The organism is Gramella sp. AN32 (assembly GCF_023718305.1).
Lineage (GTDB): Bacteria > Bacteroidota > Bacteroidia > Flavobacteriales > Flavobacteriaceae > Christiangramia > Christiangramia antarctica.
In genome coordinates, this window is record NZ_QEYO01000004.1 from 66376 (window position 1) to 81341 (window position 14966).

Annotated in this window: 12 protein-coding genes; 3 read left to right on the forward strand and 9 right to left on the reverse strand. The window is 38.8% G+C overall.

The genetic code is table 11. The annotated features are described in order from the left end of the window. Positions 1 to 11: 11 nt before the first annotated feature. Positions 12 to 902 (reverse strand): TIM barrel protein, encoded by an 891-nt coding sequence (locus DHD80_RS06335; protein ID WP_251740313.1) that lies wholly within the window; start codon positions 900 to 902, stop codon positions 12 to 14. Between the two features lie 82 nt (positions 903 to 984). Next, positions 985 to 1689, reverse strand: coding sequence for an NUDIX domain-containing protein (locus DHD80_RS06340; RefSeq protein WP_251740314.1), 705 nt, complete (start codon positions 1687 to 1689; stop codon positions 985 to 987). A gap of 107 nt (positions 1690 to 1796) precedes the next feature. Between DHD80_RS06340 and galK the strand changes: the two genes are divergently transcribed. Genes galK through DHD80_RS06355 form a run of 3 tightly spaced genes read left to right on the forward strand, consistent with a single transcriptional unit; the run spans position 1797 to position 5028 of the window. After that, the gene (gene galK / locus DHD80_RS06345; RefSeq protein WP_251740315.1) at positions 1797 to 2960 is read left to right on the forward strand and encodes a galactokinase; all 1164 of its coding nucleotides are present in this window, start codon (positions 1797 to 1799) and stop codon (positions 2958 to 2960) included. Between the two features lie 4 nt (positions 2961 to 2964). Further along, positions 2965 to 4005: a UDP-glucose--hexose-1-phosphate uridylyltransferase gene (locus DHD80_RS06350; RefSeq protein WP_251740316.1), complete on the forward strand. Its 1041-nt coding sequence runs from the start codon at positions 2965 to 2967 to the stop codon at positions 4003 to 4005. Positions 4006 to 4014: 9 nt separating this feature from the next. Beyond that, complete coding sequence (locus DHD80_RS06355) at positions 4015 to 5028, forward strand: LacI family DNA-binding transcriptional regulator (protein ID WP_251740317.1); 1014 nt, start codon at positions 4015 to 4017, stop codon at positions 5026 to 5028. Between the two features lie 77 nt (positions 5029 to 5105). Here DHD80_RS06355 and DHD80_RS06360 read toward each other — a convergent pair whose 3' ends face one another. The 7 genes from DHD80_RS06360 to DHD80_RS06390 all read right to left on the reverse strand — a co-directional run bounded on the left by DHD80_RS06360 (position 5106) and on the right by DHD80_RS06390 (position 14884). Beyond that, complete coding sequence (locus DHD80_RS06360; RefSeq protein ID WP_251740318.1) at positions 5106 to 6698, reverse strand: solute:sodium symporter family transporter; 1593 nt, start codon at positions 6696 to 6698, stop codon at positions 5106 to 5108. A 73-nt stretch (positions 6699 to 6771) separates the two neighbouring features. Continuing rightward, positions 6772 to 7770, reverse strand: coding sequence for an aldose epimerase family protein (locus DHD80_RS06365; RefSeq protein WP_251740319.1), 999 nt, complete (start codon positions 7768 to 7770; stop codon positions 6772 to 6774). A gap of 1 nt (position 7771) precedes the next feature. Next, positions 7772 to 9589, reverse strand: a complete 1818-nt coding sequence (locus DHD80_RS06370; protein WP_251740320.1) for a DUF885 domain-containing protein — start codon at positions 9587 to 9589, stop codon at positions 7772 to 7774. A gap of 2 nt (positions 9590 to 9591) precedes the next feature. Continuing rightward, entirely contained in the window at positions 9592 to 11445 is a 1854-nt protein-coding gene (locus DHD80_RS06375) for a CocE/NonD family hydrolase (RefSeq protein ID WP_251740321.1), read from the reverse strand. Positions 11446 to 11535: 90 nt separating this feature from the next. After that, entirely contained in the window at positions 11536 to 12846 is a 1311-nt protein-coding gene (gene tilS, locus DHD80_RS06380; protein ID WP_251740322.1) for a tRNA lysidine(34) synthetase TilS, read from the reverse strand. A gap of 209 nt (positions 12847 to 13055) precedes the next feature. Beyond that, positions 13056 to 14351, reverse strand: a complete 1296-nt coding sequence (pabB, locus tag DHD80_RS06385; protein ID WP_251740489.1) for an aminodeoxychorismate synthase component I — start codon at positions 14349 to 14351, stop codon at positions 13056 to 13058. Continuing rightward, positions 14348 to 14884, reverse strand: a complete 537-nt coding sequence (locus DHD80_RS06390) for an NADPH-dependent FMN reductase (protein ID WP_251740323.1) — start codon at positions 14882 to 14884, stop codon at positions 14348 to 14350. The genes pabB and DHD80_RS06390 overlap by 4 nt, the downstream gene beginning before the upstream one ends. Positions 14885 to 14966 lie beyond the last annotated feature (82 nt).

Genomic DNA, 14966 nt, shown 5'->3' on the forward strand with positions numbered 1-14966 from the left:
TCAATTAAAAATTAAATATCGCAGATGCTGATACCTTCCTGCAAAGCCGCAAGTTTGTCTTCGTAAGTAGGAATAAATTCCTGGGCTAGGAATCCGTCAAAACCTGTATCATAAATAGCCTGTACAATTGCGGGATAATACAATTCCTGAGAATTATTGATCTCATTTCTACCCGGAACCCCGCCGGTATGATAATGATTAATGTATTCGTGATTTTCCCGAATGGTGCGAATTACATCACCTTCCATAATTTGCATATGGTAAATATCATATAAAAGCTTAAAGTTGGGTTTCCCCAGTTTTTTTGCCAAAGCGACACCCCAGGTGGTATGATCGCACATATAATCTTTATGGTTAACTTTACTGTTAAGCAATTCCATGACCAGGTTCACGTTTCTTTCCGCAGCAAAATCGAGTAAAGGCGTAAGCCCGGTAACACAATTATCAATTCCGGTTTGTTCATCCATCCCGTTTCGGTTACCGGAAAAACAAATCACATTTTTGATTTTATGATCTGATGCCTTATGGATCAAGCCTTTATATTTCTCCTGAAGTTCGGCGTGATTTCCGGGCTCATTGAAACCATCAGTAATACTGGCAAACTCATCGGTCGCCATCGAGCATACTAGGCCTTCTTTTTCCACGGTATCCCATTCCGAAGGTTTTAAAAGATCTATCGCCACGATCCCCATTTCTTTACATGCCTTGGCGAATTCATCCAAAGGGATTCCCGCATAACACCAGCGGCATACCGATAATTTTATTTTTGATGGATGATTGATCCTTTTAAAATGGTCCATATTCTCATTTCCAAATACATTGTGCATACCGGCAAGACTTAAAGCACCGGCTCCCAATCCAAGATTTCTTAGAGCCAGCCTGCGATTTATTTTATCAGACATAGAATTAAATTTATTAAAAATAAGAATAAACGTAAATATTACAATTATAAAACACAATTTTACTGTATTCTACCCAAATTTTTTAAGCAATCTCAAAATTATAACCAGATTTCAGAAGTTTTTGATAATTCCCGTTATTAAATTTATACAAAAAAGCGCCACGTTTACTTCCAGACTTATCTTTTTCATCCAGTTTAACCAGCACATTTAAAGCCATTAATTTTTTTCTGAAATTCCTTGAATCCAATTCCTTCTGATAGATCGCTTCATAGAGCATTTGAAGTTGTGGAATAGTGAATTTTTCAGGTAAAAGCTCAAAACCTATTGGTTGAAATCTTGCTTTCTGCCTTATGCGTTCCAAAGCATCCTGTACCATTTCCTGATGATCCAGGATAAGATGGGGCAATTTCATGATATCATGCCAGTGAGCGCCGTGCTCTTCCACCAGTTTTTCATCATGATCTTCCAAACGTATCAAAGCGAACTGTGCAACAGAAATACAACGATAACCGGGATCCCGATCTTTCTTGCCATAACTTTTTAACTGTTCCATATAAACATTTTCCAGTCCTGTGGTATTTTTCAACACCCGCTTTGCGGCTATATCGAGATCTTCGTCCAAACGCACAAAACTACCAATGAGTGACCACTCGCCCACCAAAGGTGCCAATTCCCGTTTAAAAAGTAAAAGCTTTAATCTCCCTGCATCAAATCCAAAGATGATACAATCAGTTGCAACATACATTTTTTCTTTTACCTGATATAGATCAGGAGGGGACTGGGACATGGACTAAAGTTTGGGTTAAAGATAAATAATTCAAAAATTTAATGAATAAAAAATGAACGTATTTTTTACATTTATTATATTTGAAGGATTTTATAAAACATTTAGCCTTGCAAAATTCAATAAAACCAGATAACTTTTTTAAAGATCCTAAAAATTTCAAAGCTGAAATTACGGTTGAATCTCCCGGAAGAATAAACTTAATTGGGGAACATACAGATTATAATGAAGGCTTTGTAATGCCCACTGCGATCGATAAAAAAATCTTTCTGAAATTCAAAAAAAATAATTCCGAAAATTTATGCAGAATCTATAGTGCTACCTTTAAAAATGGTTTTGACTTTAATCTGGATGAAGAATTTCAGAAAGGATCGAACTGGAAACATTATGTTTTAGGCGTTGTAAAGGAAATTCAGGATTTGGGCAAAAAGATTTCGGGATTTGATTGTTTGGTAGAAAGCAAATTACCTGTTGGAGCAGGAATTAGTTCTTCGGCCGCCCTGGAATGTGGCGTGGCTAGCGGAATAAACGCCCTGTTCGATCTCAATTTAACCAAACTTGAGATCGTTAAACTTTCCCAGCGTGCAGAAAATAATTTTGTGGGCAATAACTGCGGAATCATGGATCAGTATTCTTCGGTTTTAAGCAGAAAGGGCCACATCATTAAACTGGACTGCAGAAGCCTGGAAGCTGAATTTATTCCTGCCGATTTCAAAAACTGTAAATTACTTTTACTGAATACGAATGTTTCCCACAAGCTGGCAGAAAGTGAATACAATACGCGACGCCGCGAATGTGAAGATGCGGTAAGGATTATTCAGAAAAAATATCCTGAAGTCCAATCGGTTCGGGATCTCAACTTTACTATTTTAAAAGACGTTGAAGCGGAGCTTTCAGGAAAAATGTACAGGAGGTGCCTTTACGTGATCCATGAAAATCAACGTGTGCTGAATGCGGCTGATGCATTAAAGAAGTTTGATCTTAAGAAGTTTGGTGAATTAATGTATGCCTCACACGATGGATTACAACACGATTATGAGGTGAGTTGTGAAGAATTAGACTTTCTGGTTAATTATTCCAAAAACAAGGATTTTATTTACGGTTCAAGAATGATGGGCGGCGGCTTTGGCGGTTGCACCATCAACCTTATTGAAAATGATAAGATAGAAGATTATATAAAAGATGTTTCACTGGCTTACAAAAAACAATTCGATATTGAATTGGATGCCATTAGCGTATCGCCGGATAGCGGAACTCGAATAACCAAAAATTAAAAATATGGATCAGCAACTAAATAATGTTCCGCACAGGAGATATAATATTCTAACCGGGGAATGGATCCTGGTTTCACCACATCGTACCAACAGACCGTGGCAGGGAAAAACTGAAGATAAACACCTGGAAAAAAAAGCAACATACGATCCCGGTTGTTATTTGTGCCCGGGAAATACGCGTGCAAGCGGAGAAACAAATCCAGATTATAAGGAGCCTTATACGTTTATAAATGATTTTTCTTCTTTACTTCCAGAGACCAATGCTATTAGCCTAAATAAAGGATTATTACAGGCAGCTTCTGAAAAAGGTATTTGTAAAGTTGTATGTTTTTCACCAGATCATTCACTTACCCTTCCGTTGATGGATATTGAAGATATTACCAAAGTAGTGAAAATGTGGAAAAAAGAATATGCTGAATTGGGGGCCAAAGAAGACATAAATTATATCCAGATCTTTGAAAATAAAGGGTCGATCATGGGATGTAGCAATCCGCATCCTCACGGGCAAATATGGTCCCAGTCTTCGATCCCTACAGAAATCAATAAAAAATCCTTATATTTTAAACAATATTGGGATGAGAATAAATCCAGCTTACTGGGTGATTATCTTGATCAGGAATTAGAATTAAAGGAAAGGATACTGGAAGAAAATAAACATTTTGTAGCTCTAATCCCATATTGGGCAATTTGGCCATTCGAGGCGATGATCATCCCGAAACGCCACATTCAGCATATTGGTCAGCTAACATCTGAAGAGGATGTAGCTTATGCTGAAATTATCAAAAAACTAACCATTAAATACGATAACCTTTTTGAGACTTCATTTCCGTATTCTTCAGGAATTCACCAAAGCCCCACAGATGGGAAAAAGTATCCTGAATGGCATTTTCATATGAGCTTTTACCCACCTTTGCTCCGTTCAGCAACGGTGAAGAAATTTATGGTAGGCTATGAAATGTTTGCGGGACCTCAACGTGATATTACTGCAGAGCAGGCGGCAGAAAGGTTAAATGAGTTACCAGAAATTCATTACTTAAAACAGTAGGATATAATTATGCAAGGTAAAACCACACTCAAAACATTAGCTGAAATTTTGGAAATTTCACCAAGTACTGTTTCCAAAGCCTTGCATGACAGCCCTGAAATTAGCGAAAAATTAAAAGTAAAAATCAGGGAACTGGCTAAAAAGGAGCATTATATCCCGAATGCCATGGGAAGAAACCTCAAATCCAGAGAGACCAAAACTATTGGGGTCATAATTCCAGATATCCTGCCACATTTTTTTGCGAAAGCGCTTTATGGCATGGAGGCAATGGCAGGAGAAATGGGCTATCAAATTGTAATTTGTATTTCTAATGAATCCCTAAAAAAGGAAATTAAAAGTATCCATACGATGATTTCCAGTGGCGTAGACGGGGTCGTGATGTCTTTATCCCAGGAAACGCAGGCCAAAATGCAAATTGAACATTTACTGCAGTTAAAAAAATATGGGATAGAATTGGTACTTTTTGACCGCGTATTATCTATTATTAATTGTGATAAGGTTAGTATCAACGATGCTTTACAAGCAGAACAGGCCACAGTCGAATTGATCAAATCTGGCTGTAAAAAAGTTGGTTATTTAACTAATATTCTCAACACAAGTGTAGACGATCAGCGAAAGCAGGGATATCAGGATGCTATGAAAAGGTATAAACTCAGGAACCGGGTTATTGGATTTAATCCCAAAGATGAGTTTCCCGCTAAACAAATAAATACACTAATTGCTGAAGGTAAATTAGATGCTATTCTGGCAGCGAACGAGCTTTCAGCAATTATGACAATTAAAAGTGTTCTTGATTCTGGTTATGAAATTCCCAAAGATGTCTCAGTCATTGGCTTTACTAACGGAGTTATCTCAGCAAATTTCCGACCTTCCTTAAGCTCTATTGATCAGCATGAAGAAGAACAGGGAAGGCTGGCCATGGAAACGATTATCGAAAGGTTGCAGGGAAAACTTCCGAAAGAACCTCTGGATTATAAATTAAGGACCTCGATCATTCATCGCGAAACTACACGACACGAGTAATACATTTTTAAGCGAAGTAGATATACACACCAATTACAATTACCACAATGCCTGTTCATACCAACCTTTCTACCCCCCTAATACTGTGCGAAATAGATATATATCCCAATAACGAGAGCGCAAATGCCAAGTCCTATCGGTAAGACATACTTCCAGGGACTTATATCTACCTGTTTGGTATAATCTAAAACAAAATCTTCTTTTCTTGGTTTTACTTTACCAATAATAAACATAATGAGAATATTTAAAACAAAAAGGATGGCCATTACATGAAGGTAGTGTGGCAAATCGCCTTCGCCAACCACGAAGTATTTAAGGCCCAGATAAACCAAATACAATCCCACCCCGCTAAAAAGCGCAACTTTGGCCGCAATAGCCGGGATGGATTTGGAAAGGTACCCCACCACCACAATTGTTAAAATAGGAATACTATAAGCGCCGTTTACTTCCTGCAAATAGCCAAACAAGCCCTGCGGGGCATTGGCGATCAAGGGCGCGATGAACATGGAAGCGATCGCGATAAAAACCCCAAAGGTCTTACCTTTTTTTACCACTTCCTTTTCCGAAGCGTTAGGATTAAAATGGTGCTTATAAATATCTATTCCGAAGAGGGTAACCGAACTGTTTAAAGCGGAGTTAAACGAACTTAAGATAGCGCCAAACAATACGGCCGCGAAAAACCCGATAAGCACCGGCGGAAGGACTGCATTTACCAATGCGGGATACGCCTGATCTGCATTGTCCAGGTCGCCCTGAAACATGTGCCAGGCGATAATCCCCGGAAGCACCACGATAATAGGCCCCAATATCTTTATAAAAGCGGCCAACATCAAGCCTTTTTGCCCTTCCCGTAAGTTTTTTGCAGCCAGGGCGCGTTGAATGATCGCTTGGTTGGTGCCCCAATAGAAAAGCTGCACCAACATCATCCCGGTAAATATGGTGGAAAAAGGTACAGAAGCATCCGGCCCTCCTATGGAATCGAATTTTTTAGGATTGGAATCTACCAGCGTGGTCAATCCGGTCATCATATCACCGTCGCCAATGGCAATAAGCCCAAAAACGGGGATCATTAATCCGCCAATTAAAAGACCAATAGCGTTGATGGTATCTGATACGGCAACAGCCTTCAAGCCTCCAAAGATGGCATAAATAGAGCCAATTATCCCAATTCCCCATACGCAAATCCAAAGGGCGGTGGTACTACTTACCCCCAACATTTCCGGAACATCGAACATGGTACTTATCGCCAAACTACCTGAATACAACACAATTGGCAACAAAATGATCATATAGCCGGACAGGAACAATCCCGATACGATGGATTTCGTCGTCCTGTCAAATCGTTTTTCCAGGAATTGCGGAACCGTGGTGAGCCCACCTTTTAAATATCTGGGCAACAGGAAAAGCGCGGTGACCACAATAGCTATAGCGGCCAGGGTTTCCCAAGCCATGACCAAAATCCCTTCGGTATATGCCTGGCCATTTAAACCCACAATTTGTTCCGTAGAAAGATTGGTAAGTAAAACCGATCCTGCGATGACACCAGCAGTTAAACTCCTACCTCCTAAAAAATAACCATCACTGGTTGTTTCATCAGTTTTTCTGGTGGCCAGATAGGCTATTATGGCGACTAATGCGGTAAAGCCCACAAATGAAAGAATTCCAATCATAATTATTTCTTAATTTCGTTAAATATAAAATTATAATTTAATAAGTGTAAAATTTACGGGCATAAAATGGGATCTATTTTACAGAAAATATAAAATTGATGTTATTTTTATAGGTTTCGCCCGGTTCCAGGAGACTCGATGGAAAATTTCGAAAATTGGGAGCATCCGGAAAATTTTGAGCTTCTATAGCCATCGCGGGATAACTCTCATCAAGATCTAAGGTGTATTTAAAGGTTTTTGGTAAAGTTTCAGGAGAATAGATGACCAAAACCGGCTGATTGCTTTTTACCCGAAGTTTAATTCCGGTTAAAGGAGAAAATAATTGTGCCTGGATTTCATCTTCAGCAATATCAGTGATATAAACATCATCCAGGTCCCGATCCCCCACCAGCTTGCTTTCTTTATAATCTTTGGGATTATCCTTCAATTTGATAAGATTTCCTGTGGGAAGATTGTCTGGCCCCAATTCCAAAATCTTCGAGGCATTTACCTGCAAAAAGTGATCTCCTACCCCGCCTTCCCCGTTAAGATTAAAATAGGAATGATTGGTTAGGTTTACCACCGTGGTTTTATCTGTAGTTGCCGAATATCTGATCTTTATCATGTTATCTTCTGTTAACGTATATTTTGCCCGTACAGATAAATTCCCGGGATAACCTTCTTCCATATCTTTACTTAGATAGGATAATGTTACTGAAGGATTTTCACCTTCGCTCACTTCTTCAACCTGCCATAATTTATAGTGAAATCCATACTCTCCGCCGTGCAGGTGAACGCCTTCTTCAATTTCATTAAGAGCATACTCTTCATCTTCAATTTCAAATTTCCCTTTACTTATCCTTCCGGCAAACCTTCCAATTGTCCCTCCAAACCCCTTGTTGGCAGAATGATATTCAGGGGTGATGTAATCTTCAGGATTTTCAGGGCCTACAACAACCTGCTTTAATTCATTTTTATGATCAGGAATTTCAAAGCTGAAAAGGGTAGCTCCAAAATTTAAAATTTTGAGTCGGCTGTTTTTTGAATTCTTTAATTCGATTAACCGAAGGTCTGAAGGTTGGATTTCACTCAATTTAGTTTTGTTTTTCAGTTATATAATTTTCCACCTGTTGTTCTAATATATTTAAAGGTACCGCTCCATTGGTTAAAACCACATCATGGAATTCACGAATATCAAACTTTTCCCCAAGTTTTGCTTTCGCATTTTCACGTAACTCCAGGATTTTATTCATCCCAATCTTATATGCAGTCGCCTGGCCCGGCATCACAATATGCCTCTCCACCATTTTTACACAGGCACTTTCGGCGGCAGCTGTGTTTTGTTTATAATAATCTATTCCCTGTTGTCTGGTCCATTTCTTGGCATGAATGCCGGTATCTACCACCAGTCTGCAGGATCTCCAAAGTTCTGCGGAAAGTCTTCCGAAATCTGAATACGGATCTTTATAGAAACCTATTTCCTTAGGTAGTAATTCACTGTACAATCCCCAACCCTCGATATAGGCCGTAAAAAATATGAATTTTCTAAATTCAGGCACACTGTCTAATTCCTGAGCGATGGCGATTTGCATATGATGCCCGGGAATCCCTTCGTGATACGCAAGCGCTTCCAGCTCATACTTAGGCATTGCCGCCATATCATAAAGATTGGCATAATAGGTTCCCGGCCTGGAACCATCGATCGCAGGTTCGTTGTAAAAAGCTTTTCCGGCTGTTTTCTCACGGAATGGCTCTACGGCTTTTACCCTAATTTCAGCTTTTGGCAAGGTTTGGAACAATTCCGGCAACCTGCCCTTCATCGTGTTGATCACCTTTTTCGCTTCAGCTAAATAAGCCTCTTTACCGGCTTCAGTATTTGGATAATAAAACTGCTCATCACTTCTCATGAATGCGAAGAAATCCTGTAATGAACCTTCAAAACCCACTGTGTCTATAATTCTTTCCATTTCGCCGTGAATTCTGGCAACCTCACTAAGACCCAACTCATGAATTTCATTTGCGGTCATATTCGTAGTTGTCACCCGCTTTAGTGCATTGTTATAGAATTCTTCACCTTTCGCGAATTTCCAAACCCCATCATCTTCCGTGGCACGCTGCTGCTGATTTTCCAGGAAATCGATCAACCTAGCATAAGCTGGTTGCACGTGGTCTATCAAAGCAGTTTCCGCTTCACCAATCAATCCTGTTTTATGCGCTTCGGAAATTTCTAAAGCATCAATTTTAGATTTAAAATCTTCCAATAACGTACTCGCTTCCGCAGATTTTGTAAACGGTTTTCCTTTGATCACATTTCGGGAAGCATCCAGAGTTCTATCAAAGACAAATTTTGGCGGAATAATTCCATTCTTCTCACGAATTTGAAGGTTTTCAATAATATCGGTGATCGCCTTTTCCAAACCAACAAGCCTTGAAATATAGGCCTTCGCATCTGCTATGGAATCTATACTGTGCTGATTGATCAAAAATGCCGGCAATTCTACCTGATAACCATGCATCTGGTTGATGGGATAATCATAAAAACGATATTTATAATCATCAACTTCATTTTGATTGTCCTGATAATAAATTTCATAACTCAGCCTATCCTGTTCATCCAGGGCATTTTTATCAATCCCTTTTAGAAACTCAATCCTTTTTTTTGCTTTTTCCAGGTCTTCGGCATATTTCAAATTTGAAAAATCATCCCATTTACCATAATCTGTCCTCATTCCCATTTGGGTTTGAAGCATAGGAGATTCGTTGATATCCTTCTGAAATTCCCTCTCAAAAAAATCGTTTAGTTCTTTCGAAATTTCTGCTTTTTCCTCATCGGTATAATCCTTCTTTTCTGAATTTTTTCCGCAGGAAACCATAACTATCAATACAATTATGTATACATATTTAATGCTCATTCTTAGTCTTCTAAAATGGTAAATTTAATGGCCGAATCCCCGTAAACTGTATGCGTTTGTTTTTTGAAATCCTCTTCTTCAGCCTTAAAAATATTAGCTACGTAGGTCTGCGGATTTAAATCGATCAACGGGAACCAGGTGCTCTGGATTTGAATTTGAACCTTGTGACCTTTCTGAAAAGTATGGTTCACACCCTGCAAAGTTAAATTCACCTCGGTTTTTGTATTGGGTTCAAAAGGTTGCGGGTTGGTAAAACTATTTCTGAAACGACCACGCATGATCTCACTTCTTACCATCATATGATAATTGCCCATTTTAAGGTGCGGCATGGTTTCTTCATAATTTTCCGCATCGTTGGGATATACATCAACTACTTTCACCACCCAGTCGGCAGCAGTTCCGGTAGTGGCCACTATCAACATGGCTTCGATCTCGCCCACCATCTTTAGGTCGTTTTCCAAAACGTCAGTTTCAAAAACCAGTACATCAGGCCGTCTCGCGGCAAAACGCTGATCGCCACTCATATATTCCCGGGGTGTAAAAACCACTTTAATTTCATCATTATAAGGGACTGGTTTTTTAGGATCGCTGATAAATTCCTGTTTGGTATCACTGGCAGTTTCAGCCAATTTTTGATCATCTCCTAAATACCAGGTTTTTTCTACGGTAGTTTTTGGGGGCCATTGCGCATAATCGTTCCAGGAACGGGTTCCCGTGTCATAAACATGCGCTTCCGGCAACCTGATCATATCTTTAGTTTTCTTTTTTAGGAAATGGTTAAAAAATTCTGTTTCATAATCCTTCTGAAATGCCGTAGATAAACTATCCCCAAAATACACATTCCCTACAGAATGTCTTCCTGTCTCGCGAGCCCAGTCACCATGACTCCAGGGACCATACACCAGCATATTATAATTATCACTATTCTCTTCAATCTTTTTATAAATATTGAAAGGCCCGTAAAGATCTTCCGCATCAAAAAGCCCACCTACAATCATTACCGCAGGTTTGATATCTTTTAAATGCTGAATAATTCCGCGGGATTGCCAGAATTCATCATAGTTTGGATGATCTTTCAGCTGTTGCCAAAACTCATTGTCTTTTTTATAAAAAGTATCCAGTTTGGTCAAAGGTGTATTGTCTAAAAAGAACTGATACTGGTCTTCCGTTTTCAAATCTGGAAAAGAATACCAGGAACTATCGGTAGGTTTATCTTTTTGATATCCAAATACTGAAGTTGCCCTCCAGTAACTCAATAAATAAGCTCCGTTATGGTGAAAATCATCAAAAAAGAAATCGCTGATGCTCGCCTGTGGTGAAGCAGCTTTTAAAGCGGGATGGCCGCTTAACAAAGAATACGTAGCATAAAAACCGGGATAACTTATGCCCCATGTCCCCACGCGCTCATTGTTATTTTTAACGTTTTTAACCAGCCATTCAATAGTGTCATACGTATCACTGGCTTCATCGATCTGTTTTCCTTTTTTATTCGGGATAAATGCCCGCATATTGTCATATTTTCCTTCACTCATCCATCTACCCCGTACATCCTGGTACACGATAATATTTCCCTCTTTCATCATCGTTTCATTAGGGCCAATTTTAGAACGGAATTCCGTTTTACCATACGGTCTTGAACTGTATGGGGTTCTTTGCATCAAAATTGGATATTTTTGTGAGGTATCTTTTGGAGAATAAATAGTGGTGTGCAGTTTTACACCGTCCCGCATTTCAATATCCACTTCCATTTTATCATAATGGGCCTTTACGTCATATTCGGTTTCAGATTGGGAAAAAACCGGCATGGAAACAAATAAAAGCAGGATACAATACAGGCTAAATTGAAATATTTTCATCTATTGGGATTTTTTAAGCTCCTAAAGATAGAAATTCGGCTTGGAAAGCTAAAGAGATTTGAATGAATTCGGGTAGATAGAGAAATTTGTCTAGGTAACACATAATTTTAAAATGGCTGAATCTTCTTCTGAAACCGCAAAACGATTGTCCATTCTATGATTAATTACCCAGACGATTTCTTCGCCGGAAGCAAGGATCCAGGTATTTTCTTTCTCCGGAAGCGAGAATTTTTCATCTTTAAAGAAGCGGCTTAACTTCTTTTTTCCGCTCATTCCAAAAGGATAAAAGAAATCACCTTTTTGCCATTTCCGGATACAAATAGGGAATTGAAGTTTAGACTTGGGCACGAAAATGCAGTTTTTCGCCGGTGTGCCCAGTTTACTAACTTTAGAAATAGCCAGCGTTCCCATGGGCAAAATCACATAATTCTCATTTTTTTCTACGGAATAATGCTTTTGTTTATCTCCAGACTGATTGTGGGTTAAAAGCAACTGGTCCCGATCTTTTATAAGCCTGTGTGTTTCTGAAAAAACAACTTTCCCGGATTGTGCGTTGATCAGATTGTAAATATCATTCCATTCCGTAAAACCGAAAGATTTCAAAAGCTGATACAAAATTTCCTTTTGATTGGGTAATTTTTTCAGATATGTCAACTCAATAGCATATCCAAAATCCTTTTTCTGAATCAATTTTGGATACAGCAGGCTCATATAATCATCTACCAGATCAAGATTGGATCTTAGATAACGTTGGGTTTTGGCAAAGCTTTCCAACAACTGCGGATTGATCTCCTCCATTAAAGGCACCATAGAATGTCTAATTTTATTGCGCAGATATTTTTCTGAAGCATTGCTACTGTCTTCCCTCCACTTATATTTTTGCTTTCTGGCAAAACTTTCAATTTCCTTTCTGCTGAAATGCAGCAAAGGGCGAATCACGTTATTATTTTCAGCTTTTATTCCGGTAAGGCCTTCCGGACCGGTACCGCGAATAAGATTGATCAAAAAAGTTTCCAGATTGTCATTGGCATGGTGCGCCGTTAGAATGTAATCGTAATGCAAATTGCTAGCTAATTCCTTAAACCAGGTATAACGCAGTTCCCTGGCTGCCATTTGTATCGAAATCCCTTTATCTGAGGCAAATTTTTCGGTATCAAAATTCTCTGTAAAAATCTCCACATTTAGTGAATCGGCAAGATCTACTACAAAATTTTCATCTCCATCACTTTCCTCGTCCCTTAAATTAAAATTGCAATGCGCCATCGAAAAGTCCAGCTTAGACGAAGCGCATAAATGAGCCAGCACAACGCTATCCACCCCTCCGCTTATTGCCAGCAAAATTTTATTGGTGCAGAGATACGGAAACCTGGTTTTGATAAGATTTTTGAAGTCTTTTTCCATCTTTCTCAAAGATACCCTATTGGTTAGGAATGAAAGAATGATTGCTTTGAAAAAAGTTCAATGTTCAAAGTTCAAAGTTGATAAGATATCAGATTTCAAATTTTTATTTTGAGTCTTTAGTCTTTAGTCTTTAGTCCAAAATTATTTTCAAATTTTCAAATTGTTACATTCTCAAATTGATACATTGTTACATTAGCGCATTTTCACATCTATACATTTTCAAGCACTTCCCGCATCGCTTTTGCTTTTAGCAAACACTCTTCGTATTCCTTTTCCGGTTGGGATCTGGCTGTGATTGCCCCTCCTACGGAGAATGACAAATACTTATTTTTAGCATTGTAAAGAATACTGCGAATCACCACATTAAAATCGAAATCGCCTTCGGGAGTAAAATAACCCACCGCCCCGCTATAAAGTCCGCGTTTGGTTTCTTCCAGTTTTTCAATGATTTTCATTGCCGAAATTTTTGGCGCGCCGGTCATACTTCCCATAGGAAAGCTAATTCGCAAAGCTTCCACCGGCGGAATCCCCTCCTCGATTTTCGCGGTTACGGTTGAAACTAATTGATGCACCTGTTTAAAACTATACACCTTGCAAAGTTCTTCAACCTGCACACTCCCTTTTTTGGCAATTCTGGAAAGATCATTTCTCACCAGGTCAACAATCATCACGTTTTCTGAAGTTTCTTTTAGATCATTGGCCAAATCTTCTGCTATTTTTTGATCTGTTTGGGAATCCGGAGATCTCCTCGCCGTTCCTTTGATAGGCTGGGAAAAAAGATCATCGCCTTTCTTTTTTAAGTAACGTTCGGGAGAAGCCGAAATTAGATTAAACTCTTCCAGCTTCAAAAAAACGGCGAAAGGTGGAGTTGAAATTTGATTTAGTGACCGGTAAATATTTAAAGGTTCAATTTGCACATTTTCAGCATAAAATTCCTGACAAAAATTAGCTTCATAGATATCTCCCCGATGAATATGATCCATCATCACTTCCACCTTTTCCAAATATTCGGTTTTAGAGATCCTGGATTTTACATCAATTTTTTCTTTCTGCTGAAATTCCTGCAATTCAAGTTTCTGAATTTCTTCAAAATCAGCATCAACTTCATCATCGACCATTTTTAAATATTGAAATTCAACCGAATCACCTTTGATCATAATTAATTTCTGAGGCTGGAAAAAGTAGAGATCAGGAAAACCAAGTCCGTCAAAATTGGAAGAACTCAGGTGTTCCACATCATTTTTAAGGTCGTAGGTGAGGTAACCAAAAATCCAGTCTGCCGTTGTTTCCTGATATTCCTTCAGCTTGTCGAAAGCATTTCGATAATCGGTTTTTACAGCGGTAAAAGCTTCCACAGCGAGAATTGCTTCAAATTCACCTTTCGAAGATTCGTAACTATTGCTATCTAACCAGGTTACTTCAGCAAAATTTTTGCTCCACTGCAATAATAGCTGTTTAAACAGTCCTGTGTTTTTAAGCTTAAAACTTCTGGAAGTACGCACTATGCTTCAATTTGATGGGCAAAGGTAGTGACCACATCTTCAATTCCCATATCCAGCACTTCGTTAATCACTTTCCCATCCTGAAAATTATCGTTAAAAGAAGGAAAACTAAAGCTTTCCAAGACCTTTCCACCAAATCTTCCGAAGATATTCTGGGTATAATCCAGTGAAGATTTTGCACCCCTGGCTCCGGGGGAAGTGCTTATCAATAAAATTTCTTTTTCGCTTAAGAAATTACGGTCCAAACGGGAAAGCCAGTCAATCGTATTTTTAAAAAATGCAGAAGGTGCCCCATTATGTTCATTCACGGCAATAACCAGGGCATCGCTGACAGAAATTTTGTCAAGAAGTATTTTTAGGTGCATAGGAAAACCTTCGACCTTTTCTTTGTCCACACTATAAATTGGCAAAGGATAATCGGTAAGTTTAAGATGCTGAACTTCGTGACCGGCTAAACGTTCTGTAATATTATTCAGCAGTTGTTGGTTAATGGAAGTACTGCTATTCGAGCCTGCAAAAGCCAGGATTTTTTTCATGTTTATTTAATTTATGCTAAAATTACCTAAAATATTGCAAGTTGAATCATGAACCTGTACCGCACGTGAAGAAGATTTGTAA